Consider the following 24120-nt stretch of genomic DNA (forward strand, 5'->3'; position numbering starts at 1 on the left):
AGACGATTTGTGAGACGAATGAGACGGATCGGCGAGGCGCTTGACCACTTAGGTAAGCCTGACCTATGCTCATCTCGGCGTATGGATGAGCCGGTGGTCCCGAGGGCTGCGGTCGACCCCCTCATTCCTGCCGCGGCGGGCTCCGTCCCTGTGACGGGGTCCGCCGCTTCGTCTCCCGGGGTGTCGGCCGCGGAATCCGATGGTGTAGACCGGAGCGTATGACCGACAACACCCTGTCCCTGGCCGCGATCACCCCGGAGCTGATGACCAAGGCCAGCGAAGGCACCTTCACCGATCTGATCGGGTTGCGCTACACGGAGGTGGGCCCCGACCGGGTGTGCGGCGAATGGGAGGTGCGTCCGCAGCTGCACCAGCCCGCGGGCATCCAGAACGGCGGCGTCTACTGCACCGTCATCGAGACCCTGGCCAGTGTGGGCGCCGGTGTCTGGTTCGGCGAGCGCGGTTCGGTCGTCGGCGTCAACAACAACACCGACTTCCTGCGCGCGGTCCGCGAGGGCGTGCTCACCGGCGAGGCCACCCCCATCCACCGGGGCCGCAGCCAGCAGCTCTGGGTCGTGGTGATCACCGACGCCGAGGGCCGCACCGTCGCCCGCGGTCAGGTCCGCCTGCAGAACCTCGCCGCCTGACCCCCGTAGGCATGAATGCCGGGGCTGCCGCCCGGCTCGGCGGGTTCGCGCGTGGAGGAGACCGGGTGGTCGGGAATCGTGTCGGGTGGACGGGCAGGGGCGCGTCGGGCGTGTCAGAATGTCGGACACCTGACCACGATCCGTGAGGAGACCCGATGCGCCTGTCGCCGCACGAGCAGGAACGGCTGCTGCTGAGCTACGCGGCCGAACTGGCCCGCCGCAGGCAGGCGCGGGGACTCAAGCTCAACCACCCCGAGGCGGTCGCGCTGATCACCGATCACGTGCTCGAAGGCGCCAGGGACGGGCGGACCGTGGCCGAGCTGATGTCCTCGGGGCGCTCGGTGCTCACTCGTGACGACGTCATGGTCGGCGTTCCGGAGATGATCCACGACGTGCAGGTCGAGGCGACCTTCCCCGACGGCACCAAACTCGTCACCGTGCACCACCCGATCGGATAGGCGACGCCCATGATTCCCGGTGAATACCTCTGTGCCGAGGGCACGATCGAACTCAACGCCGGCGCCGTGCGCGTCGAACTCGACGTCGTCAACACCGGCGACCGCCCCGTCCAGGTCGGCAGCCACGTGCACTTCCCGCAGGCCAACGCCGCCCTCGACTTCGACCGCGCGGCCGCGCACGGCCACCGCCTCGACATCCCCGCAGGCACCGCGGTCCGCTTCGAACCCGGTCTGCCGCAACGCGTTTCGCTGGTGCCGATCGCCGGCACCCGCGAGGTGTACGGGATCAGCGCGAACCCGCCGGGCCGCCTCGATGCGTGAGTCCACGACCTCTTCGGGAGAGAACCGATGACCGAACTGAGCCGCGCCCGCTACGCCGAACTGTTCGGGCCGACCACCGGCGACCGCATCCGGCTGGCCGACACCGACCTGATCATCGAGATCACCGAGGACCGCAGCGGCGGACCGGGTCTCGCCGGTGAGGAAGCCGTCTTCGGCGGCGGCAAGGTGCTGCGCGAATCGATGGGCCAGTCCCGCGCCACCCGCGCCGACGGCGCTCCCGACACCGTCATCACCGGCGTGGTGATCATCGATCACTGGGGCATCATCAAGGCCGACGTCGGCATCCGCGACGGCCGCGTCTGCGGTATCGGCAAGGCGGGCAACCCCGACACCATGTCGGGTGTGCACCCGGACCTGGTCGTGGGCCCGTCGACGGAGATCATCGCGGGCAACGGCCGCATCCTCACCGCGGGCGCCATCGACTGTCACGTGCACTTCATCTGTCCGCAGCTGCTGGACGAGGCGCTCGGCGGCGGCATCACCACGCTCATCGGTGGCGGCACCGGCCCGGCCGAGGGATCCAAGGCCACCACCGTCACCCCCGGCTCCTGGCACCTGGCCCGGATGCTGGAGGCACTGGACCACTGGCCGATGAACATCGTGCTGCTCGGCAAGGGCAACACGGTCAGCCAGGAATCCATGTGGGAGCAGTTGCGCGCCGGCGCTTCGGGTTTCAAGCTGCACGAGGACTGGGGCTCCACGCCCGCCGCCATCGATGCCTGCCTCACCGTCGCCGACGCGGCGGGCGTGCAGGTGGCGCTGCACTCGGACACCCTGAACGAAGCCGGATTCGTCGAGGACACCCTGGCCGCCATCGCCGGGCGTGGCATCCACGCGTACCACACCGAGGGCGCGGGCGGCGGGCACGCGCCCGACATCATCACCGTCGCTTCGTATCTCAACGTGTTGCCCAGTTCCACCAACCCGACCCGGCCGCACACCGTCAACACCCTCGACGAGCACCTCGACATGCTCATGGTCTGTCACCACCTGAGCCCGTCGATCCCCGAGGACCTGGCCTTCGCCGAATCGCGGATCCGCCCGTCCACCATCGCCGCCGAGGACCTGCTGCACGACCTGGGCGCCATCTCGATGATCGGCTCGGACTCCCAGGCCATGGGCCGCATCGGCGAGGTGGTCATGCGTACCTGGCAGACCGCGCACGTGATGAAACGCCGCCGCGGCGCCCTGTCCGGCGACGGCGCGGCCGACAACGCCCGCGTGCAGCGCTACATCGCGAAATACACCATCTGCCCGGCGGTCGCGCACGGGCTCGACGACGAGATCGGCTCGGTGGAGGTCGGCAAGCTGGCTGATCTGGTGCTGTGGGAGCCCGCGTTCTTCGGGGTGCGCCCGCACGCGGTCCTCAAGGGCGGCATGATCGCCTGGGCCGCGATGGGCGACGCCAACGCCTCCATCCCCACCCCGCAGCCGGTGCTGCCACGCCCGATGTTCGGTGCCGCGGCCCCCGCCGCGGCGGCCACCTCGCTGCACTTCGTCTCCGAGCAGGCCATCGACGACGGCCTGGCGAACCGGCTCGACGTGCGCCGGAAGCTGGCGCCGGTCAAGAACGTCCGCCGGGTCACCAAGGCCGACATGCCGCGCAACGACGCCATGCCGCGGATCGAGGTCGACCCCGACACCTTCACCGTCCGCGTCGACGGCGAGGTGTGGACCGAGGAACCGGCCACCGAACTGCCGATGGCCCAGCGCTACTTCCTGTTCTGAGTCCGGAGACGACACCGGGGGCCCGCGCCGTTGCGGGCCCCCGGTGCCGTGCGGCGCTCAGTCGAACGAGCAGCCGCCGACCGGCTTGTCGGCAAGCCGGTCGAGCAGGTAGGTCACCGCGTTGTCGGGACCGAAGCCGTCGATCAGTTCCGGACCGAAGTGGTTCGGGATGGTCGTGCCGGGCAGGATCGGCGGCAGTTCGTTGGTGCGGAAGGTGACCGTGGCGCCCTGGCCGCACCAGTCCTCGGCGAGGCGGCGGGCCTGGCCGTAGGGGACGGTGTCGTCGTTGCGGCCGCTGGTGATCAGCACCGGAGTGGTGGGCGCGGTGCTGCCGATGCGCAGTTCCGCGAGCACCGGTGCGGCCTCGGGCAGCTCGGCGAGGTGCTCGGTGAGCGAACGCCCGTCCACGGTCAGTGAATTCGTCTTCATGAACGGGTGATAGGTGATCAGGTCGGCGACGCACGAGTCGCTCAGGGTCGCGAGCTTCGCCCGGCCCTGCGGGCTGGTCACCCGATCGACGGCCTGCTGGAGTTCGGGGTAGCGGGCGAGCATGCCGTTGACCGCGAAGCCGATCGCGCCGCCGATCAGGGCGCCGTCGATGCGGGTCAGGATGGCCGAGAGGTCGGCGACCGGTCCACCGGCCCAGGTCCCCTTGAGATTCAGCTCCGGCGCGTAGCTGGGCGCCATCTCCGCGGCCGCGGCGGTGGCACCGCCGCCCTGCGAGTAGCCCCACAGCACCAGCGGAGTCTCGGGGCCGACCCCGGCGAGCGCGTTGGCGGCGCGGGCGCCGTCGAGGATCGCGTGGCCGCTTTCGAACCGGTTGGCGTAGGTGTGGATGCCGGGGGTGCCGAGGCCGATGTAGTCGGTGATCAGCACCCGCGCGCCGAGCGCGCTCCACACCGCCGAGGACGGCAGCTCCTGGTTCGCCGAGAGCCCCAGCGGGTCGGCGGTCACCGAGACGCCGGTCGAGAACGCCACCGACATCGCGCACCGGTCGCCCTGGCCGGAGGTGCCGGGGCCGATGACCACGGTCGGCCGCGGGCCCGCGCCCTGCCACGGGTTCTTCGGCTCGATGTAGGTGCCGGAGACGGCGACGGGGGAGCCGTCCTGCAACCGGCTGGTGTACATCACGTGCTGGGCCTGGGTCGGCCAGCCCGCCGCGGTCGGCGGGGTCGCCAGGATTGTCATCGGCTGGGTCTTCACGATCGCGCCCGGGGTCTGCGGGATCTCCGCGGGCGGCACGTAGAACGCGCTGACCGGCTCCGCCGCCACCTGCGTGCCGACCACCCCGGATCCCGCCACCGCGGCCAGGCAGGCCAGTGCGGTCACCGCCGCCCGGCGCGCCAGCGATCGTGCTTGCTGCATACCACTCCCATCGATGCCACCGCCGCACCGCTGCGGCTGTGTCCTGAGCCGCGGCGGGGGTAGATCATGACGCACGTCACGTCGCAGCGGCCGACCGAACGGTAACACTGTTACCGCACGCCGGGAACCCCGGGTCGGCCCAACGGCGGGCGGCGCGCCGAGCGGTGGACGGTGATTCGGTCCGGTCGCCGAGCGGGCCTGCGGGAGTGGGACATCCGGCGCACCGCGGGCTCGAGTCCGCGCCGGGGGCTGCCGATGGTGGCACACTGGCGCCCATGACGGACAACGACTGGGCCGGTGTCGATCGCTATATCGTGGACACGCTGGTGGGCGACGACGGCGCGCCCGCCCTCGCCGCGAACGCCGAGGCCGGACTGCCCGCGATCGACGTCTCGCCTCCGCAGGGCAAGTTCCTGCACCTGCTGGCCCGGTCGGCGGGCGCGCGCCGGATCCTCGAGATCGGCACCCTCGGCGGGTACAGCACCGAATGGCTGGCCAGGGCGGTCGGCGACGACGGCACCGTGGTCACCCTCGAGTTCGAACCGCGCCACGCCAAGGTCGCGCGGGAGAATCTGGACCGGGCCGGGGTCGGGGCCAGGGTGGACATCCGGGTCGGTGCCGCGCTGGACACGCTGCCCGAGGTCGCCGAGGACGTGACCGAGCCGTTCGACCTGGTGTTCATCGACGCGGACAAGATCAACAACGCCAACTACGTGCAGTGGGCGCTGCGGCTGACCCGGCCCGGCTCGGTGATCATCGTCGACAATGTGGTGCGCCGCGGCGGGCTGGCCGACGAGCAGTCCGAGGATCCCAACGTGCGCGCCAGCCGCGAGCTGGTCGAACTGCTCGCCGCCGAGCCGAGCCTGGACGCGACGGTGCTGCAGACGGTCGGCTCGAAGGGCTGGGACGGCTTCGCCTACGCGGTCGTCAACGGGCCGGAGTCCTGAGCGCTGCGCGGGCCGGGTGCGCACCTTCCGCAAGGCCGCCGCGGCGCGGTAGAGTGAGCGGTTCCGTGGCAGGCCTTGGCGCGCCTGGTGTTTCGGTGCCGGTCCGCGGCGCGCCGGGTCGGCCACGCCGTGTCCGGGGCGGGTTCACCCACCGGCAACGCGCACGGCGACTTCTGGGCGATCGGTATTCATCACGGGTTATCCGGCCTCGATAGCGTGGTGGTACTCGGAAGGAGCCCGGCGTCATGGAATTCCGACACCTCGTTTCGTTCATCACCATCGCCGAAGAGTTGCATTTCGGTCGCGCAGCGCAGCGCCTCCATCTGACCCAACCAAGTCTCAGTGCCCAGCTGCAGAAGCTGGAGAAATCGCTCGGCGTCCAACTGGTCGCCCGCAACTCCCATGAGGTGCGGCTGACCCCGGCGGGACGGGAGTTCGAACTCCAGGCCCGCCAGATCGTCGCCCAGCTCGACCGTGCCGCCCAGGCGGCCAAGGCGACCGCCGAAGGTCGCGCGGGCAGTCTCAATATCGGCTACAACCTGCCCGCCAGCAGACACGTGCTGCCGGAGGCGCTGACCAGGATGACCGAACGACACCCCGACATCGTGGTGTCGCTGTGGGAGAAGCGGACCGGGCCCCAGCTGGCCGGCCTCGCCGACGGATCACTCGATCTGGCCCTGGTCTACGGTCATCCCAGTACCGCGGACTTCCGGTATCGCCGTCTGCTGCACCGGGTTCCACTGGTGGCCGTCGTCGGCCGCCGACATCGGTGGGCGGACCGGCCGGGAGTGCCGTTCGCCGAATTACAGAGTCAGGACTGTGTGCTGTTCGCGCGCGAGCAGTGTCCCGCGATGTACGACACGATCCTGCGCTCGGCCGCCGAGACCAGGATCTCGCTCAATGTCACGCATTCGGCCGACGACCCCGGCGCGACCGCGCACATGGTCTCGGTCCGTCCACTGGTCGGGTTCGCCTCGCTACCGCGGGCGATTTCGATGGGAATGGGTGTGGCGGGCAGCAGTTCGGTGGCGGTGAAATTGTTCGATCCGGTGCCGACGCTGGATTTGCACGCGGTGTGGCGTGCCGACGAGCCGAACCCCGCCGTGTCGCTGTTCCTGGAATGCATCGAATCGGCACAGATAGATGATGTCCGGGCATTGTCGGCGTGAACCCGTCGATAGGACATGACTCTCGCACGGTAGGAACAGCGATGGCGGCGGCGACGGGAATGGTTGCCGCCGTGAAGAATTCAATTCGTGAACACAGTGTCTGTCACCGCGAACGGATTCGTTCCATCCGATAGTTCCAGTCTGTATGAGATTGTTTCCGAAGCGGCACGGCGTGACCCCGCGCGCCATTCCCTGTGTGCCGTCGACGGAACCCAGCTGACCACCGGCGACCTCGACACCCGCGTCCGCGCGCTCGCCTCGGCCCTGCTCGACCGAGCGGTGGCCGCGGGCGACCGCGTGGCCGTGCTCGGCCGCACGAGCCTGGAGTGGGCGCTGCTCGACTGCGCCGCCGTCGCGATCGGCGCGGTGATCGTGCCGGTGTACCCGACCTCCTCGCCGGCCCAGATCGAACACATCCTGCGCGACAGCGGCAGCCGCTTCTTCGCGGCCGAGACCGCCGACGACGCGGTCCGGCTGACCTCGGCGGGCGCCGACGGCGAGGTCTGGTCCTTCGACGAACTCGGCGCGTGGTCCACCCTGGGCGCCGAGCACCCCGAGCTCGACGCGCGGCTCGCCGCGGTCGGCGCAGGTGACCTGGCGATGATCGTCTACACCAGCGGCACCACCGGCCTGGCCAAGGGCTGCATGATCAGCCACCGCAACATGTACGTCACCGCGGCGAACACCGCCCGCCAGACCGGCACGCTGTTCGACGGTACGACCGCGCTGGCGCTGCCGCTCTCGCACGTGTTCGGCCAGACCATCCTGTTCGCCTGCCTCTACGGCGGCAGCCGCACCCACCTGCTGCCCGGCGTGCCCGACCTGGTGCCCGCCCTGTCCCGGCTGCGCCCCACCTTCCTGGCGCTGGTGCCCTACGCGCTGGAGAAGATCCGCAAGCACACCCGCGCCCTGCTCACCGAGGAGCAGGAGGCGGCGGCGGTCGAACGCGGACTCGCGGTGCTGGCCGAGGGGTCGGCGCCGACCCCGGCCGACGACGCCGTGGCGGCCGCCTTCGGTGGGCAGTTGCGCCATGTGATCTCCGGCGGCGCGTCCCTCGACGACACCACCGCGGGCTTCTACGCCGGGGTCGGCGTGGTGATCCTGAACTGCTACGGCCTGACCGAGGCGGCCACCGCGGTCACCGTCAGCGCGCCGGAGACCAACCGGCTCGGCACCGTCGGGCGCCCGATTCCCGGGACCGAGGTCGGCATCGGTGACGACGGTGAGGTGCTGGTCCGCGGCCCGCACGTCTCGCCGGGGTACTGGGGCGCGGCCGCCGATCAGCGGCCCGTCGACGACGAGGGCTGGCTGCACACCGGCGACATCGGCGAACTCGACGACGGTCACCTGCGGATCACCGGGCGCAAGAAGGAGATCCTGGTGACCTCGGGCGGCAAGAACGTCGCCCCGACCCTGCTCGAGGACCGGATCCGGCTGCACCCGCTGGTCAGCAACTGCATGGTCGTCGGCGACGGCCGTCCGTTCGTGACCGCGCTGGTCACCCTCGACGCCGACCGCGCCGCCAAGTGGCAGATCGACCACCCCGACACCGACCCCGCCACCGAGATCCAGGCCGCCGTCGACGACGCCAATTCCCTGGTGTCGCGCGCGGAATCCATTCGCGCATTCCGCGTCGTCGACGGCGATTTCACCGTCGACGCCGGCCTGCTCACCTCGTCGCTGAAATTGCGCAGAGCCGCGATCGCCGACACCTATTCCGCGGACATAAATCAGCTGTACGTGTCGCGCGGGTAACGCGACGCGAAATTCCCCCCGCCGTCCCGCCGACGATAGCCGGGACCGATCGGCCGATGAATTGCGGTGGCCCGCAGTGGTTTCCGCAATACACCGGCGACAGACTCGAAATCGGAATTCGACCACCGAAAGTGATCACATCATGTATGACGTCATCGTCGTCGGAACCCGGGTCGCGGGCTCGCCCCTGGCCATGCTGCTGGCCCGTCAGGGTTACCGGGTGCTCGCCGTGGATCGCGCGACCTTTCCCAGCGACACCCCGTCCACGCACTACATCCACCAGGCCGGCCTCGGCTTTCTGAAGTCCTGGGGTCTGCTCGACACCGTCGTGGCCACCGGCTGCCCGCCGATCCGCCACCTCAACTTCACCTACACCGACATCGAGATCCCGGGCATGGCCGACCCGGCGGCCGACGGCATCGACGCCGTGTACTGCCCGCGCCGCACCGTGCTCGACAAGATCCTGGTCGACGCGGCGGGGGAGTCCGGCGCCGAGCTGATCGAGGGCTTCACCGTCACCGGGCTGCTGCGTGACGGTGACCGGGTCGCCGGCATCCGCGGCCGGGTCGGCGAGGGCCCCGAGCAGGAGTTCCGCGCGAAACTGGTTGTCGGCGCGGACGGTTCGAACTCGATCGTCGCCAAGGAGGTCGGCGCGGCCACCTACGAGGGCTCGCCCGCCGCCTGCTTCGTCTACTACTCGTACTACGAGGGCGTCGACTGGGGCATGCACCACCGCACCGGTTTCGGTGAGCAGCAGTTCGCCTCCTGGCCGACCAACGACGGCCTGGCCCTGGTCGCGGTGATGCGCAAGCGCGACCGCTTCCGCGACTTCCGCACCGATCCCGACGCCGGCCTGCAGGAGATCGTCGACCAGGTCGACCCCGAGATCGGCGCGCGCCTGCGCGACACCGGCAAGCGGGTCGAGCCGTTCCGGCCGATGCTGTACCCGGACAACTACCGGCGCCAGTCCTTCGGTCCCGGCTGGGCCCTGGTCGGCGACGCCGGCTACCACAAGGACCCGTTCACCGGCTGGGGCATCACCGACGCCTTCAAGTACAGCCAGCTGCTGGCCGACCTGGTGCACGAAAGCCTCTCGGGCGCACGTCCGTTCGAGGAGACCATGCCGGAGTACCAGCGTGAGCGCGACGCGCAGAGCGCCAGCACCTACGAGCTGACCCAGTCGATCTCCGACCTCACGCTGACGCCGTACTACGACTCGGTGTTCCGCGCGGCGAGCCGCAGCGAGCACTACTCGAAGAAGTTCTTCGGTCTGATCGCCGGGCTGTACCCGCCGGACAAGTTCTTCGGCGAGGAGGAGCTGGCCGCGCTGTACGAAGAGGTGAACTTCCCCGTCGCCGACCGGCATGTGGTGAATACCGGAGTCTCGGCATGATCGCGGCCGGCCTGACGGCGCTCGGCGACAGCTTCGTGGAAGGCCGGGGCGACCCGGCCGCGGCGGGCGGCTACCGGGGCTGGGTGTCGCGGCTGGGCGGCCAGCTCGGCCTGCGCCCCGCCACGATTCGCAACTTCGGCACCCACGGCGCCACCACCGGTGATGTCGTCGCGGGTCAGCTGGCGGCGGCGACGAGCGCCCGGGCCGGCCTCTACGGTGTGGTTGTCGGTGTGAACGACCTGGTCAGCGCATACGACGAGGCCCGTTTCGCCGACAACCTGCACACCATCTTCACCACCCTGCGGGCGGGTAAGGCCACCGTGTTCACGGCGACCTACCCCGACATCCCCGCCCGGCTGCCCGTCCCCGACGGCTTCCGCGCGCTGCTGCGCGAGCGGTTCGCCGTCGCCAACGAGGTACTCGCCCGCGTCACCGCCGACACGGGCACCCTGCTGCTGGATATCGCGGCGCACCCCGACTGGGCCCGGCCGGAGGTGTGGACCGCCGACGGTCTGCACCCCAGTCCGGCGGGTCACCGCCTCTTCGCCGCCACCGCGGCCGAACTGATCTCGTCGACCACCGCCACCACTGTCGCCGCTTGAGTTTCGCGACTGCCCGTTTTCGAGAGGAAATTACGTGACGGACGAACGACGTCTGGCCCGCGACCCGATCGCCATCGTCGGGATGTCGGGTCTGCTGCCCAAGGCACATACCCACCGCGAGTACTGGCAGAACATCATCGACGGCGTCGACTGCACCTCCGAGGTGCCCGCGTCGCGCTGGAGCCTGGACGACTACTACGACGCCGATCGCTCGGTGCCGGACAAGACCTATTCGCGCCGTGGCGCGTTCCTGCCCGACGTGGAGTTCGACCCGCTGGAGTTCGGCATGCCGCCGAACCAGCTCGAGGTCACCAGCACCATGCAGACCCTGAGCCTGGGGGTCGCGCGGGATCTGCTCGTCGACGCGGGCGCGACCGGCTCGCAGTGGTACGACCCGGCGCGCACCGGCGTGGTGCTCGGCACCACCGGCCCGGTGCCGCTGATGCATCCGCTGGCCGCGCGCCTGTCCACCCCCGTGCTCGAGGAGGCGGCCCGTTCGGTCGGCCTGTCCGACAGCGACGTCTCGGAGATCTCGCGCCGGTTCGTGGCCGCCTTCGCGCCGTGGGAGGAGAACTCCTTCCCCGGTCTGCTCGCCAATGTGGTGGCGGGCCGGGTGGCCAACCGGCTCGGCCTGGGCGGCATCAACTGCACCGTCGACGCGGCGTGCGCGGCCTCGCTGGCCGCCATCCGCACCGCGATCGCCGAGCTGCAGGACGGTCGCGCCGACATGATGATCACCGGCGGCGTCGACACCGAGAACTCGATCTTCATCTACCTGTGCTTCAGCAAGGTCGGCGCGCTGTCGCCGAGCGGCCGGATCAGCCCGTTCTCCGCCGAGGCCGACGGCACCCTGCTGGGTGAGGGCATCACCATGCTGGCGCTGCGCAGGCTCGCCGACGCCCGCCGTGACGGCAACCGGATCTACGCGGTGATCCGCGGTCTCGGGTCCTCCAGCGACGGCCGGGCCAAGAGCATCTACGCCCCGGTCGCCGCCGGTCAGCGGGTGGCGCTGGAGCGCGCCTACGCCGACGCCGAGTGTTCGCCCGCCGACGTGGAGCTGATCGAGGCGCACGCCACCGGCACCGCGGTCGGCGACAAGACCGAGCTGACCGCGCTCAAAGGCCTGCTCGCCGATGCCAGTTCGGAGACCGGGTTCGCCGCGCTGGGCAGCGTGAAGTCGCAGATCGGGCACACCAAGGGCGCCGCGGGCACCGCGGGCGTGATGAAACTCGCGCTCGCCCTGCACCAGAAGGTCCTGCCCTCGACGATCAATGTCGACGCGCCCAACAGCGAGGTCGACGCGACGGCGACCCCGTTCTACGTCAACACCAGGACCCGGCCGTGGGTGCGTGACCCGCAGCGTCCGGTGCGCCGGGCGGCCGCCTCGGCGATGGGCTTCGGCGGCACCAACTTCCACCTCGTGCTCGAGGAGGCCGACGGCGAGCGCGGCCCGGTGCTGCACCGCGTGCCGCGGGCCCACCTGTGGCACGCGCCGGACGTGGCGGGCCTGATCGACGTGGTGCGCAGTACCCCCGGCACCGACGGCGGCGACATCCCCGCCGGCCACGCCCGGATCGGTTTCGTCTCCGTCGACGCCGACACCGCCGCCGATCTGCGCGCGCTGGCCGTCGACGAGATGGTGCGCAATCCCGAAGCGGCGCACTGGGATCACCCCGAGGGCGTCTACTTCCGCGCCGCCGCGCTGCCCGCACCGAAGGTCGGCGTGCTGTTCGCGGGCCAGGGCAGCCAGTACGTGGACATGGGCCTGGACACCGCGCTCAACAACCCGCCCGTCGGCGCGGCCTTCGATGCCGCCAACGCCGCCTTCGCCGGTGCAGCGCGCCGCGTCGGCGCGGTGGTCTTCCCGCCGCCCGCGTTCACCGAGCAGGCGCGCGCCGACCAGGAAACCGCCCTGCGCCGTACCGAATTCGCGCAGCCCGCGATCGGCGCGCTCGCCGCGGGCCAGTTCCGCGTGCTGACCGAGTTCGGTCTGCGGGCGCACGGCTACCTCGGCCACAGCTTCGGCGAACTGACCGCGCTGTGGGCCTCGGGCGCGCTGAGCACCGAGGACTTCTTCGCCCTGGCCCGAGCCAGGGGCGAGGCGATGACCGTCGCCGACGACGCCGAGGCGGGCACCATGGTGGCCGTCAACGCACCGCGCGAGGACGTCGCCGCGGTGCTGGCCGATCTCGACGACGTGTGGATCTGCAACCACAACGCCCCCGACCAGATCGTGGTCGGCGGTGGGCCCGCGGGGATCGCCGCCTTCACCGCGCGCAGCGCCGAGAAGGGCTGGGCCACCCGGGATCTGCCGGTGGCCGCCGCGTTCCACACGCCCTACGTCGCGCACGCGGTCACCGAATTCGGTGCCGCCGTGGCCGAGGTCGACATCACCGAGCCCGACGCTCCGGTCTACGCCGACACCGCGGGCGCGTCCTACGGCGCCGACGTGGCCGCCAACCGGGCGACGCTCACCGCCCAGCTCAGCCAGCCGGTCGAGTTCGTCGACGCGCTGCGCGCCATGCGCGCCGACGGCTGCACCGTCTTCGTCGAATGCGGCCCCAAGCAGGTGCTCACCTCGCTGGTGCGCCGCACCCTCGGCGACGACGTGATCGCCTTCGCCACCGACACCGGCCCCATCGGTAACGGCGACGTCGCCCTCAAGCGCGCCGCGGTGCGCCTGGCCGTCCTCGGCGTCGAGATCACCGGCATCAACCGCTATGCCGCGACCGAGGACCAGCGGCCCGCCGCCGCGGGCAATCGCATGACCGTCACCCTGTCGGCCCCCGAATACGTGCCCGACAGCCGTCGCGAGGCCTACGCCGCGGCCCTGTCCGACGGCTACCGCGTGCACCTCGAGGTGCCCGCGTCCCCGCACCAGCCTGTGGTGCCACCGATCGTGGAGGAACAGCTCGTGACCATCCCCGCCCCCGGCCCGACCGAGTACCGGACGGCCGACACGCTCGACACCGCCCTGGTGCAGCACCTCGACACGCACCGGCAGTACCTGGACGGGCAGCTCGACCTGGCCCGCGGCCTCGCGGGCGCGCTGAGCAACGGCACGCTCGACGAGAACACCCTGCGCGCCATCGAGGCGGTGAAGGACCACGGCATCGCCATCAGCGAAAGCCACTCGCGGGCCAGCGACGTGCTCGCCCAGCTGGCCGAGCTCGAGGGCGGCGCGCCGGTCTCCGGCACCCGCACCGTGGCCGCCACCCGCCCGGCCCCGCGGGCGATCACCGCCGCGCCCGCCGTGCCCGCGATCGCGGCTCCGGCTCCCGCGCCGACCAACGGGCACGCCGCCCCGGCCGCTCCGGCGACGAATGGTGGTGCTGCCCAGCCGGTTCCGGCCGCCGCGCCCCAGCCCGCCGCGGTGGCCGCCCAGCCCGCCGCGGTCGCGCCGCAGGCCGCCGCGCCCGCCGGTGCGATCACCGGTGACGCCGTGCGCGCCGCGCTGCGCGAGGTCGTGGCCGACAAGACCGGCTACCCGGTCGAGATGGTCGACCCCACCATGGATCTCGAGGCAGACCTCGGCGTCGACTCGATCAAGCGCGTGCAGGTGATCGGCGCGCTGCAGGAGCGCTTCCCGTCGCTACCCAGCCTCGGCCCCGAGCAGCTGGGCACCCTGCGCACGCTGGATCAGATCGCGGACCTGCTCGCCACCGCGGACAGCGCCCCCACCGCTGCGCCCGCCACCGCCGCGCCCGCCACCGCCGCGCCCGCCGGCGCCGAGGCCGCCCCGGCCGACGGTGCCGCCACCGCCGACACCCTGCGGCAGGCGCTGCGGGAAGTCGTCGCCGACAAAACCGGTTACCCGGTCGAGATGGTCGATCCGACCATGGACCTGGAAGCGGATCTGGGCGTGGACTCGATCAAGCGGGTCCAGGTGATCGGCGCACTGCAGGAACGGTTTCCGAACCTGCCCAGCCTCGGACCCGAGCAACTCGGCACCCTCCGTTCACTGGATCAGATCGTGGCCGAGCTGGCCGGGGGTGATGTCCACCCAAAAGCTGAGGCCGCGGCCGAAACGCCGCGGCACGTCGTCGAACTCGTCGAGCTGGCGCCGGTCGATCTCGCGGTCGACCCGTATCGCCCGGCGGGTCGCGCACTGGTGGTCTGCCTGGACGACTCCGCCGAAACCGACGGCGAGGCGATCGAAGAGGCACTGCGCGAACGCAGCTGGACCGTCCAGCGGGTCGGCGCGGCCGACGCCGTGACCGGTCCGGCGGACGTGTGCGTGATCGTGGCAGGCGTGGCGTCGGAATGGGCGCAGGCCGAACGCATCCTGACCGAGGCGATCCTGGTCAGCGGCCGGGTGCTGCCCGCGCTGCGCGGGGCGACGGCCAGGGCGGGCTATGTCACCGTCACCCGGCTCGACGGGCACCTGGGTCTGCTCGGTGACGCCGAGCCGGTGCCCGCGCTGCTCGGCGGCCTCGGCGGTCTGGTGAAGACCCTGGCCGCCGAGGAACCCGGCGTGTTCTGCCGGGCGCTCGACATCGCCCCCGCGGCGACGCCGGGACGGGTGGCGCAGATCGTGCTCGAGGAACTGTGCGACGCGGCGATCGACACCGTCGAGGTGGGCGTCGACGGCTCCGGCCGCCGCCGCACCCCGGTGCCGAGCGGGCACCGGGCCGCCACCACCACCGAGATCGTGAGCGCCGCGGCGGAGTTCGCGCCGTCGGTGCTGACCGCCGACGACGTCCTGCTGGTCACCGGCGGGGCCAGGGGCGTCACCGCCACCTGCGTGCTCGCCCTCGCCGAGCACAGCGCCGCGCGGTTCGTCCTGCTCGGCCGCACCCAGCTCACCGACGAGCCGGCCTGGGCCACGGGGATCGCCGACGGCGACCTCAAGCCCGCCGCGGTGCGCGCGCTGGCGGGCACCGGGGTGAAGCCGAAGGACATCGATCGGGCGTGCGGGGAGATCCGCGCGATCCGCGAAATCCGGTCCACCCTGGACACGCTCGGTGATCGCGCCGAATACCTGGCCGTCGATGCCACCGACGCGGACGCGCTCGCCGCAGCGCTCGCGCCGTGGCGCGACACCGTCACCGGCGTCGTGCACGGGGCCGGTGTGCTGGCCGACTCCTTGATCCCGGACAAGACGGCGGAGTCGATCGGCCGGGTACTGCGCCCCAAGATCGGCGGCCTCGCCGCTGTCCTGGCCGCGGTAGGGGAGCCGAAGGACCTGGTGCTGTTCACCTCGGTGGCCGGGCTGTTCGGCAACACCGGGCAAGCCGACTACGCCGCCGCGAACGAGGCGCTGTGCCGCTTCGCGGTGAGCTGGCGGCGCAGGCATCCCGGCCATCGCGTCACCGCGCTGGACTGGGGCGCCTGGGACGGCGGCATGGTGACCGACGACCTGCGCGAGTACTTCCGCGCGCGTGGGATCCCGCTGCTGGCCCCCGCCGCCGGCGCCGCCGCGTTCACCACGCAGTTCACCACGGCGCGCAGGCCCGAACCGGTCCTGCTGGTCGGCGCGGCCACCGCGCTGTCGACGGGCGAACGCCCGGCGGTGCCGGTGCGGGCCCGCCGCGACGTCACCGGGCTGGTCGACGAACCCGTGATCGCCGCGCACCGGATCGGGGAGCACATCGTGCTGCCCGCGACCTTCGGGCTCGGCGCGATGATCAATCTCGCGGAGCGGACCAGGCCGGGCCGCACCGTGATCGGGGTCCGCGACTACCAGGTGCTCAAGGGCCTGGTATTCGATCATCCGGTCACCGCGCTGGAGCTCGAGCTCGAACCGGTCGCCGATGTCGACGGCCGTACCGCGGTGCGCGCCACCGTCTTCGGTGACAAGGCCGCCCACTTCCGGGCGACCCTGCTGCTCGCGGCGGAACCGGAGGCGGCGGGCAACCAGGCGATCGTGGCCGGTCCCGGCGCCGATGCCCAGCGGATCTACACCGACGCCGTGCAGTTCCACGCACCGGCGTTGCAGGGCCTGCGCGCCCTCCGGTCCGAGAGCGACACCGCGATCGTGCTGGAGTGCTTCCTGCCCACCGGCCCGGTCGCCGACGGCGCCTACGCGGGTCGCCTGCACGATCCGGTCGCCGCCGACCTGATCCTGCAGGGCCCGCCGGTGCTCGGCCACCGCCTGCTCGGCGCGGCCTGCCTGCCGCTGGGTGTCGGCCGGATCGACTATCACCACCCGCTGCCGACCACCGAACCGTTCGTCCTGGTGGTCGACAACCCGCGCGCCGGGCGGCTCGAAGCCCGCATCGACGCGACCGCGCTGGCCACCGACGGCACAGTGCTGCAGCGGTTCTCGGACGTCACCGTCCTCACGACGCCCGATCTGACGGAGAAGTTCCAGACCTCGGTGAGGGAGTGGACCCGATGACAGTCCTCGATTTCGACGGCATCGCCTTCGATCCGGTCGGCGCGGTAGACGCCCGCCCGGTCCCGCAGGCCCCGACGCCCACCGCGCAGGCAGCGCCGCCCGCGCCCACCTCCGAGATCGTGCGGTACTCCGCTGCGCCGGTCACCGATTCGGGCCTCGGCCCGATCGGCGAGCTGCGCACCGGCCTCGTCGCCGCCCACCGCGCCGCGCTCGGCGCGCAGGTCGCGCTCCAGCGGGCGCTGTGGGAGCGCGCCACGGGGACGGCCGCCGACACCGCGGTCGGTGATCGGCAGCTCGCCCTCACCAGCGGCTCGGCGGCCGAGCCGGCTCGGTTCCCTGGCAACGGGCAGGCAGCGGCCGGCGACCACCTGCCGATGACCTCGGCTGTCGCCGGGATCGTCGCCAGGGAGGGCGCGTTCAAGCCGTTGGCGCGCACTGGGCGGACCCAGCTCGACCGCGCGGCACTGGAATTGCTGGCGCGGGGTGCGGTCGCCGAGGTCTTCGGGCCCGGCCATCAGCGTGACGGCGTCGTGCAGGCGGTACGACTGGCCGCCGGAGAACCACTGGTACTGACCGAGATCGCGTCGATCGAGCTCTACGGCGGGACCGGCGACGGACGTGTCGTCGCCCGCTACGACGGGCCGCCCGGCGCGGCCGCGCGCCAGGCGGCCGAGGTGTTCGCCCTGTTCACCGGCATGCACCTTGGCCTGTCGGGCAGCACGCTGACCGGGGCGACCCCGGCCGTGTCCGGTGCGAACCGGGGCACGGTGGAGCTCGTCGTCACCGGCCTGGATCTCGTGCCCCGCCCGCATGTCGCCGCCACCGCGAGCTTCGCCGGCGGCGAGCCGAGCGTGGCCGTGCAGGTCACCGTGGCCGAGCCCGCGGGTGCGGGCGTCGGCCCCGGGCAGGCGGTCCCGAGCCTGCTGCTCAACGAGTTCCACATGACGCACCTGGCCCGCGGTGACCAGGCGATCGCGATGGGCCCGGAGTTCGCGGAGTACACCGGCGTGCGCGCGACCCGCCTGCCCACCGGCGGCCTGCTCCTGGTCGACCGGGTCCGCGATTTCGACGGTGCCCGTGGCACTCTCGACGCCGCGTCCTACACCACCGAGTACGACTCGCCCGCCGACTCCTGGTACTACGCCGACACGGCCAACGACTCCATGCCGCACTTCGTCTACATGGAGACCTCGCTCCAGGCCGCGCTGCTCATGGGCTACTACGCCGGGCCCACCCTGACCCAGCCGGGCGTGACCCTGAGCCTGCGCAATCTCGGCGGCACGGCCACCGTGCTGCGGCAGGTCGACCTGCGCGACCGCACGATCGAGCAGTCCTCGCGGATGCTGTCGACGACGATCCTGCCCGGATCCTCGCTGCAGACCTTCGATTACACGCTCAGCGTCGACGGCGAGCCGTTCTACGCCGGCGAGACCATGTTCGGCTACTTCAGCGACGAGGCCCTGGCCAACCAGACCGGCCTGGACGCGGGCCGTCCCGCCCCGTCCTGGCTGGCCGAGAACCCGGGGGCTCAGGTCCGCACGATCGACGTGGCCGCCCGCCGCGCCGACCCGTCCGCGCCGCTGTGCTCGCGTCGCGCCCTGACCCTGATCGACCGCGTCGAGGTCGTCGACGGTGGTGGCAAACACGGTGCGGGATACCTGCATTCGCTGCGCGCCATCGATCCCGACGACTGGTTCTTCGCCCGCCACTTCCACCTCGACCCGGTCATCCCCGGCTCGCTCGGGGTGGAGTCGGTGATCCACGCCGTCCAGGAATGGCTCGTCGACGCCGGCCACACCGCGGGCATGACCGACCCGGTGTTCCGCATCCCGGCCGACATCGCGTTCAGCTGGCGCTACCGCGGCCAGTTCCTGCCCACCGACGGCACCGTCGAACTCGAAGCGCACATCAAGGAGCTGCGCCGCGGTCCGCACGGCGTGACCGCGGTGGTCGAGGGCTCGCTGTGGAAGCCGGGCCTGCGGATCTACGAAGTCACCGATCTGGCCGTCGAACTCGTCGATCGGGGAGCGTGATGACCACGATGCGCACCGCCGCGGTGGCGAGCACCGCCGCGGAGATCACCGCGCTGCTGCTCGATCTGGACGCCCCCGTCTGGATCGTCCGCGCCGACGGCCGGGTCGGCGCCACCGCCGACCAGGCCGTGGCGGCCGGGGCCCAGGTGCTCGCCGCCGTCGCCCCGCTGCCGCCGGAACGCCTCGGCGACAGCGCGTTCCGCGCGGCCCACGGTGTCCGCGCGGCCTACGCCGCGGGCGCGATGGCCAACGGCATCGCCTCGCCCGCCCTGGTGAAGGCCATGGCGCGCAACGGCTATCTGGCCGCCTACGGCGCGGCGGGTGTCCCGCCCGCCGCGGTCGACGCGGCGCTGGGCGAGCTGGCCGGGGACCTGGGTGGAGCGCCGTTCGCCTGCAACCTCATCCACAGTCCCAGCGAACCCGCGCTGGAACGCGCCATCATCGACGCCTGCCTGCGCCACGGCGTGCGCTGCGTGGAGGCCTCGGCCTTCATGGATCTCACCGCCGAGGTGGTGCGCTACCGCGCCGCCGGGCTCGCGGTCGACCGGCAGGGCGGCATCGTGATCGGGCACCGGGTGATCGCCAAGGTGTCCCGGGTCGAGGTGGCCGAGCTGTTCCTGCGGCCCGCGCCCGCCCGGCTGCTGCGCGAACTCGTCGCGGCGGGCCGGATCACCGCCGAACAGGCCCGCCTGGCCGAGCGGGTGCCGATGGCCGACGACATCACCGCCGAGGCCGATTCCGGCGGCCACACCGATCGCAGGCCGCTCACGGTCCTGCTGCCGGAACTGATCGCGGCCCGGGATCGCCTGGCCGCCACCGTCGTCGGGGCCGACCGGGTGCGCATCGGCGCCGCGGGCGGCATCGGCACCCCCGACGCCGTCGCGGCGGCCTTCGGGCTCGGCGCGGCCTACGTGGTGACCGGCTCGGTCAACCAGTCGGCCGTCGAGGCGGCGCAGTGCGGCGCCACCAAGACCCTGCTGGCGCGGGCCGAATTCGCCGACTGCGCCATGTCGCCGTCCTCGGACATGTTCGAGCTCGGCGTCCAGGTCCAGGTGCTGCGGCGCGGCACCATGTTCGCCGCCAGAGCCCAGCGGCTCTACGACACCTACCGCGCCTACGACGGCCTCGACGCCCTGCCCGCGACGCTGCGCGCCGAGCTCGAGTCCACGCTGTTCCGCAGGCCGCTCGACGAGGTGTGGCAGGAGTGCGTGCGGTACTTCACCGAACGCGACCCGGCCCAGCTCGCCGGCGCCGAACAGGACCCGAAGGCGAAGATGGCGCTGGTGTTCCGCTGGTACCTCGGCCTGTCCTCGGGCTGGAGCATCCGCGGCGAGGCCGACCGGGTCGCCGACTACCAGATCTGGTGCGGACCCGCGATGGGCGCCTTCAACACCTGGGCGGCGGGCACCTACCTGGCCGCGCCGGAGAACCGCGCCGTCGCCGATATCGCGGGCCAGCTCATGTACGGCGCCGCCTACCTGACCCGCGTCGCCCAGCTGCGGACCGCGGGTGTCCGGCTGCCCGCCGCCAGTGCCCGCTACGTCCCACGCCCGCTGGAGGACCGATGACCATCGTCGAGACCGGAACCGCCACCACCGGCACCGCCTGGATGCTGTGCCCGGCGTGCCAGGCGGTGATCTACGTCAAACGCTACGACCGCGCCGAACGGGTCTGCCCCGAATGCGACGACCACGGCATGCTCACCGCCGATCAGCGCATCGACCAGCTCGTGGACGAGGACTCGGCCCGGCCGATCGCCACCGCGGCGACCGTCACCGACCCGCTCGGCTTCGTCGACACCAAGCCCTACCCGGAGCGGGCCGAGCAGGCGCGCCGGGCGACCGGTCTGCCCGAGGCGATCCGCTGTGTGCGCGGCACCGTCGACGGGACGCCGATCGTGCTGGCGGTCATGGACTTCCGCTTCCTCGGTGGCAGTCTCGGCAGCGCGGTCGGCGAGGCGGTCACCGCCGCCGCCGAGGCGGCGCTGGCCGACCGCGCGCCGCTGGTGATCGTCACCGCCTCCGGTGGCGCGCGGATGCAGGAGGGCATTCTCGCGCTCATGCAGATGGCCAAGACCAGCCGCGCGCTGCGCCGCCTCGACGACGCGGGCGTGCTGACCGTCTCGATCATCACCGACCCGACCTACGGCGGCGTGGCCGCCTCCTTCGCCACCTCCACCGACATCATCATCGCCGAACCCGGTGCGCGCCTCGGCTTCGCGGGCCCGCGGGTGATCCAGCAGACCATCGGCCAGACCCTGCCCGCGGGCTTCCAGACCGCCGAGTTCCTGCTCGAGCACGGCATCGTGGACATGATCTGCCACCGTTCGGCCTTGCGTGCCCGGCTGTCGCGCCTGGTCGCGATGACCACCCGCCCGCTGCGCCGCACCGAACCCGGAGACGACGACGCCGTCATCACCGACCCGGCCGTGCTCGCCGCGCGCGGATCCTGGGACTGCGTGCGCGCGGCCCGCCAGCTCGGCAGGCCGACCACCCTGGACTACCTGGCGTCGGCCTTCGACGATTTCGTCGAACTGCACGGCGACCGGATGTCGGCCGACTGCCCGGCCATGATCGCGGGCCTGGCCCGGCTCGACGGCCTGCCCGTCGTGGTGCTCGGGACCCAGAAGGGCCACACCGGCGCCGAACTGACCGAACGCAACTACGGCATGCCGACGCCGGCGGGGTACCGCAAGGCCGCCCGGGTGCTGCGGCTGGCCGCCAAGCTCGGCCGTCCGGTCGTCGCGCTGGTCGACACCGCGGGCGCCTATCCCGGCATCGAGGCCGAGGAGCAGGGCCAGGCCGTCGCCATCGCCGAATCGCTGAAACTGCTGGCGGGCCTGCCCGTTCCGGTGGTCACCGTGATCACCGGCGAGGGCGGCAGCGGGGGAGCGCTCGCGCTCGCGCTGGCCGACCGGGTGCTGGTGTGCGAGAACGCGGTCTACTCGGTGATCAGCCCCGAAGGCTGCGCCGCCATCCTGTGGAAGGACCCGGCCGCCGCACCCCGCGCGGCCGCGGCCCTGCGCGTGGAGGCGGCCGCGCTGCTGGAACTGGGCATCGCCGACGCGGTCGTTCCCGAGCCGCAGGGCGGGGCCGACCGCGATCCCGTCGGCGCCGCCGCGCTGCTGCGGCGCGCGGTGCGCCAGGCCGTGCACGAACTGCGCGCCTGGCCGACCGCCGACCTGCTGGCCCAGCGCCACAGCCGGTTCCGGGCCTACGGACTGGCCCGGCCCGAGAGCTCGGAGAACCGATGGCCGACTTCCTGATCCGCAACCCGCTGTCGGTGCTGCGGCACGGCCTGCATTTCCCGGTCGGCACCGACCGGCCCGACCCTTCGACTCGCCCGCACCGAGAGCCAGGAGACCCGATGTCCGAGTCCGCGACCAGCGAATCCACCCAGCGCGCGGTGAGCGCCACCGACGCCGATCACAGCCTCGCGGTGCTCACCCGGCACGCGATGTCCGTGCGCGCCACCGCGTCGGCCCCGACCTCGGTGACCGTCGCCAACGGCCCCGTGCTGTTGCGCATCACCTGGGACGACCGCCCGGCCTCGGCGCCCGCCGCAGGCCACGACAGCGGCACCGATACCGCGGGCCGCCTCGCGCTCGTGACCCCGGTCGCCGCGGCACCCGCCCCCGCCCCGGCCGCGCGGGCCGATGCCGCCGCGGCCGCGAACACCTTCACCCTGACCGCCGAGACCGTCGGCGTGTTCTACCGGTCGCCGGAACCCGGTGCGGCGCCGTTCGTTTCGGCCGGTGACCCGGTCCGGGCCGGTCAGCAGGTCGGCATCATCGAGGCGATGAAGCTGATGATCCCGGTCACCGCGACCAAGGAGGGCGTGGTCGTCGAACTGCTTGTCGACAACGGTGACGCCGTGGAGCACGGCCAGCCGCTGATCGTGTTCGAGGCGCTGCGATGACCCGCGCGCTGCGCAAGGTGCTGATCGCCAATCGCGGCGAGATCGCGGTCCGGGTGATCCGCACCTGCCGGGAACTCGGCATCGCGACCGTCGCGGTGCACTCGGCCGCCGACCGGGATTCGGCGGCGGTGCGACTGGCCGACGAGCGCGTGCAGATCGGCCCGGCCCCGGCCAAACGCAGCTACCTGTCGATCCCCGCGATCATCGAGGCGGCCCGCGCCACCGGCGCCGACGCCATCCACCCCGGCTACGGATTCCTCTCCGAGGACCCGGATTTCGCCGAGGTGTGCGAGGCGGAGGGCTTCGTCTTCATCGGCGCGCCGCCCGCCGTCATGGCGCGGCTGGGCGACAAGTCCACGGCCAGGGCGCTGATGGCCGACGCGGGTCTGCCGCTGCTGCCCGGCAGCCGCGATCCGATCGACGACGCCGACGCGGCCAGGGCGCTGGCCGAGGAGATCGGCTACCCGGTGATCATCAAGGCCGTCGCCGGTGGCGGTGGCCGCGGCATGCGGGTGGTGCGCGACGGCGACGATTTCGGCGCCGCCTGGCAGCACACCAGGGCCTCGGCCGCCGCGGTCTTCGGCGACGGCAGGCTCTACCTGGAGCGCTATCTGGAATCGGCCAGGCACGTCGAGGTGCAGATCCTCGCCGACACCCACGGCACCGTCGCGCACCTGGGCCTGCGCGACTGCTCGCTGCAGCGCAGGCACCAGAAACTGGTGGAGGAATCCCCGGCCCCCGGCCTGTCCGCCGAGCTCGCCGAGCGGATCGGCGCCGCGGCCGTGCGCGGCTGCGCGGCGGCGGGCTACGTCGGCGCCGGCACCGTGGAGTTCCTGCTCGGCCCCGACGAGCAGTTCTACTTCATGGAGGTCAACTGCCGGTTGCAGGTGGAGCATCCGGTCACCGAGATGGTCACCGGCGTCGACCTGGTCGCCGAGCAGCTGCGCATCGCGGCGGGCGAACCGCTGGCCCTGCCCGCCGACCTGCGCCCGCGCGGGGTCTCGATCGAGTGCCGGATCAACGCCGAGGACCCGGAACGCGAATTCGCCCCGGCGGCGGGCACTCTCGTCGAGTGCGCGCTGCCCGGCGGTCAGTTCGTGCGGGTCGACACCCATGTCCGGCCGGGCTATGCGATTCCCCCGCACTACGATTCGCTGCTCGCCAAGGTCGTCGTCTGGGCGCCCGACCGCCCCGCCGCCATCGCCCGGATGCGGCGCGCCCTCGCCGAGACCACCATCACCGGTACCGGTGTCGCCACCACCACCGACTTCCTGCACGACATCCTCGACCACCCCCGCTTCCGCGCCGCCACCCACGACACCGCCCTCATCGGCACCTTCACGGCCCCGGCCACCGCAGGCGCCCGCTGACAAGCGGGGCGGTCGATGCCGCCCCCCGGCGAGCCGCACGGGAGCGTCGGGGG

Annotated in this window: 16 protein-coding genes; 15 read left to right on the forward strand and 1 reads right to left on the reverse strand. The window is 72.2% G+C overall.

Annotation, left to right across the window (positions count from 1 at the left end; all coding sequences use genetic code 11):
• The first annotated feature begins 218 nt into the window (after positions 1-218).
• The 4 genes from ACFYWJ_RS17715 (at position 219) to ACFYWJ_RS17730 (ending at position 3175) form a co-directional block, all read left to right on the forward strand.
• Positions 219-647 carry a PaaI family thioesterase gene (locus ACFYWJ_RS17715; RefSeq protein ID WP_355275854.1) on the forward strand — a complete coding sequence of 143 codons (429 nt, stop codon included), beginning with the start codon at positions 219-221 and terminating at the stop codon, positions 645-647.
• A gap of 155 nt (positions 648-802) precedes the next feature.
• Positions 803-1105 carry an urease subunit gamma gene (locus tag ACFYWJ_RS17720; protein ID WP_355275852.1) on the forward strand — a complete coding sequence of 101 codons (303 nt, stop codon included), beginning with the start codon at positions 803-805 and terminating at the stop codon, positions 1103-1105.
• A 9-nt stretch (positions 1106-1114) separates the two neighbouring features.
• Positions 1115-1426: an urease subunit beta gene (locus ACFYWJ_RS17725; protein ID WP_355275850.1), complete on the forward strand. Its 312-nt coding sequence runs from the start codon at positions 1115-1117 to the stop codon at positions 1424-1426.
• A gap of 27 nt (positions 1427-1453) precedes the next feature.
• Complete coding sequence (locus tag ACFYWJ_RS17730; protein WP_355275848.1) at positions 1454-3175, forward strand: urease subunit alpha; 1722 nt, start codon at positions 1454-1456, stop codon at positions 3173-3175.
• Between the two features lie 57 nt (positions 3176-3232).
• On the opposite strand, the gene ACFYWJ_RS17735 is transcribed toward ACFYWJ_RS17730, so the two are convergent.
• Positions 3233-4540, reverse strand: a complete 1308-nt coding sequence (locus ACFYWJ_RS17735; RefSeq protein ID WP_355275846.1) for a lipase family protein — start codon at positions 4538-4540, stop codon at positions 3233-3235.
• Positions 4541-4815: 275 nt separating this feature from the next.
• Here ACFYWJ_RS17735 and ACFYWJ_RS17740 point away from each other — a divergent pair, with 275 nt between their 5' ends.
• The 11 genes from ACFYWJ_RS17740 (at position 4816) to ACFYWJ_RS17790 (ending at position 24067) form a co-directional block, all read left to right on the forward strand.
• On the forward strand, positions 4816-5487 hold the full coding sequence (locus ACFYWJ_RS17740) for an O-methyltransferase (protein ID WP_355275845.1): 672 nt from the start codon (positions 4816-4818) through the stop codon (positions 5485-5487).
• A 245-nt stretch (positions 5488-5732) separates the two neighbouring features.
• Positions 5733-6656, forward strand: a complete 924-nt coding sequence (locus tag ACFYWJ_RS17745) for a LysR substrate-binding domain-containing protein (protein ID WP_355275843.1) — start codon at positions 5733-5735, stop codon at positions 6654-6656.
• An 87-nt stretch (positions 6657-6743) separates the two neighbouring features.
• Positions 6744-8411 carry an AMP-dependent synthetase/ligase gene (locus tag ACFYWJ_RS17750; RefSeq protein ID WP_355275841.1) on the forward strand — a complete coding sequence of 556 codons (1668 nt, stop codon included), beginning with the start codon at positions 6744-6746 and terminating at the stop codon, positions 8409-8411.
• Between the two features lie 142 nt (positions 8412-8553).
• Entirely contained in the window at positions 8554-9804 is a 1251-nt protein-coding gene (locus ACFYWJ_RS17755) for an NAD(P)/FAD-dependent oxidoreductase (protein WP_355275839.1), read from the forward strand.
• Positions 9801-10406 carry an SGNH/GDSL hydrolase family protein gene (locus ACFYWJ_RS17760; protein ID WP_355275837.1) on the forward strand — a complete coding sequence of 202 codons (606 nt, stop codon included), beginning with the start codon at positions 9801-9803 and terminating at the stop codon, positions 10404-10406. Before ACFYWJ_RS17755 ends, ACFYWJ_RS17760 begins: the two co-directional genes overlap by 4 nt.
• Before the next feature lie 34 nt (positions 10407-10440).
• Entirely contained in the window at positions 10441-16746 is a 6306-nt protein-coding gene (locus ACFYWJ_RS17765) for a beta-ketoacyl synthase N-terminal-like domain-containing protein (RefSeq protein ID WP_355275835.1), read from the forward strand.
• A complete protein-coding gene (locus tag ACFYWJ_RS17770; protein WP_355275833.1) occupies positions 16743-18779 on the forward strand; it encodes a beta-ketoacyl synthase in 2037 nt (678 codons plus the stop codon). The genes ACFYWJ_RS17765 and ACFYWJ_RS17770 overlap by 4 nt, the downstream gene beginning before the upstream one ends.
• Positions 18779-20347 (forward strand): PfaD family polyunsaturated fatty acid/polyketide biosynthesis protein, encoded by a 1569-nt coding sequence (locus tag ACFYWJ_RS17775; RefSeq protein ID WP_355275831.1) that lies wholly within the window; start codon positions 18779-18781, stop codon positions 20345-20347. Before ACFYWJ_RS17770 ends, ACFYWJ_RS17775 begins: the two co-directional genes overlap by 1 nt.
• On the forward strand, positions 20344-22044 hold the full coding sequence (accD, locus tag ACFYWJ_RS17780) for an acetyl-CoA carboxylase, carboxyltransferase subunit beta (protein ID WP_355275829.1): 1701 nt from the start codon (positions 20344-20346) through the stop codon (positions 22042-22044). Before ACFYWJ_RS17775 ends, accD begins: the two co-directional genes overlap by 4 nt.
• Entirely contained in the window at positions 22029-22697 is a 669-nt protein-coding gene (locus tag ACFYWJ_RS17785) for an acetyl-CoA carboxylase biotin carboxyl carrier protein subunit (protein ID WP_355275828.1), read from the forward strand. The genes accD and ACFYWJ_RS17785 overlap by 16 nt, the downstream gene beginning before the upstream one ends.
• Complete coding sequence (locus tag ACFYWJ_RS17790) at positions 22694-24067, forward strand: acetyl-CoA carboxylase biotin carboxylase subunit (RefSeq protein WP_355275826.1); 1374 nt, start codon at positions 22694-22696, stop codon at positions 24065-24067. Before ACFYWJ_RS17785 ends, ACFYWJ_RS17790 begins: the two co-directional genes overlap by 4 nt.
• Positions 24068-24120 lie beyond the last annotated feature (53 nt).

It is taken from the genome of Nocardia sp. NPDC003269 (assembly GCF_042888005.1).
In the GTDB taxonomy this organism is placed as follows: domain Bacteria; phylum Actinomycetota; class Actinomycetes; order Mycobacteriales; family Mycobacteriaceae; genus Nocardia.

What these genes read in the sequence shown, in the direction of transcription:
- ACFYWJ_RS17715 (WP_355275854.1), top strand. Translation starts at nt 219, where the DNA reads ATGACCGACAACACCCTGTCCCTGGCCGCGATCACCCCGGAGCTGATG.
- ACFYWJ_RS17720 (WP_355275852.1), top strand. Translation starts at nt 803, where the DNA reads ATGCGCCTGTCGCCGCACGAGCAGGAACGGCTGCTGCTGAGCTACGCG.
- ACFYWJ_RS17725 (WP_355275850.1), top strand. Translation starts at nt 1,115, where the DNA reads ATGATTCCCGGTGAATACCTCTGTGCCGAGGGCACGATCGAACTCAAC.
- ACFYWJ_RS17730 (WP_355275848.1), top strand. Translation starts at nt 1,454, where the DNA reads ATGACCGAACTGAGCCGCGCCCGCTACGCCGAACTGTTCGGGCCGACC.
- ACFYWJ_RS17735 (WP_355275846.1), bottom strand. Translation starts at nt 4,540, where the DNA reads ATGCAGCAAGCACGATCGCTGGCGCGCCGGGCGGCGGTGACCGCACTG.
- ACFYWJ_RS17740 (WP_355275845.1), top strand. Translation starts at nt 4,816, where the DNA reads ATGACGGACAACGACTGGGCCGGTGTCGATCGCTATATCGTGGACACG.
- ACFYWJ_RS17745 (WP_355275843.1), top strand. Translation starts at nt 5,733, where the DNA reads ATGGAATTCCGACACCTCGTTTCGTTCATCACCATCGCCGAAGAGTTG.
- ACFYWJ_RS17755 (WP_355275839.1), top strand. Translation starts at nt 8,554, where the DNA reads ATGTATGACGTCATCGTCGTCGGAACCCGGGTCGCGGGCTCGCCCCTG.
- ACFYWJ_RS17760 (WP_355275837.1), top strand. Translation starts at nt 9,801, where the DNA reads ATGATCGCGGCCGGCCTGACGGCGCTCGGCGACAGCTTCGTGGAAGGC.
- ACFYWJ_RS17770 (WP_355275833.1), top strand. Translation starts at nt 16,743, where the DNA reads ATGACAGTCCTCGATTTCGACGGCATCGCCTTCGATCCGGTCGGCGCG.
- ACFYWJ_RS17775 (WP_355275831.1), top strand. Translation starts at nt 18,779, where the DNA reads ATGACCACGATGCGCACCGCCGCGGTGGCGAGCACCGCCGCGGAGATC.
- accD (WP_355275829.1), top strand. Translation starts at nt 20,344, where the DNA reads ATGACCATCGTCGAGACCGGAACCGCCACCACCGGCACCGCCTGGATG.
- ACFYWJ_RS17785 (WP_355275828.1), top strand. Translation starts at nt 22,029, where the DNA reads ATGGCCGACTTCCTGATCCGCAACCCGCTGTCGGTGCTGCGGCACGGC.
- ACFYWJ_RS17790 (WP_355275826.1), top strand. Translation starts at nt 22,694, where the DNA reads ATGACCCGCGCGCTGCGCAAGGTGCTGATCGCCAATCGCGGCGAGATC.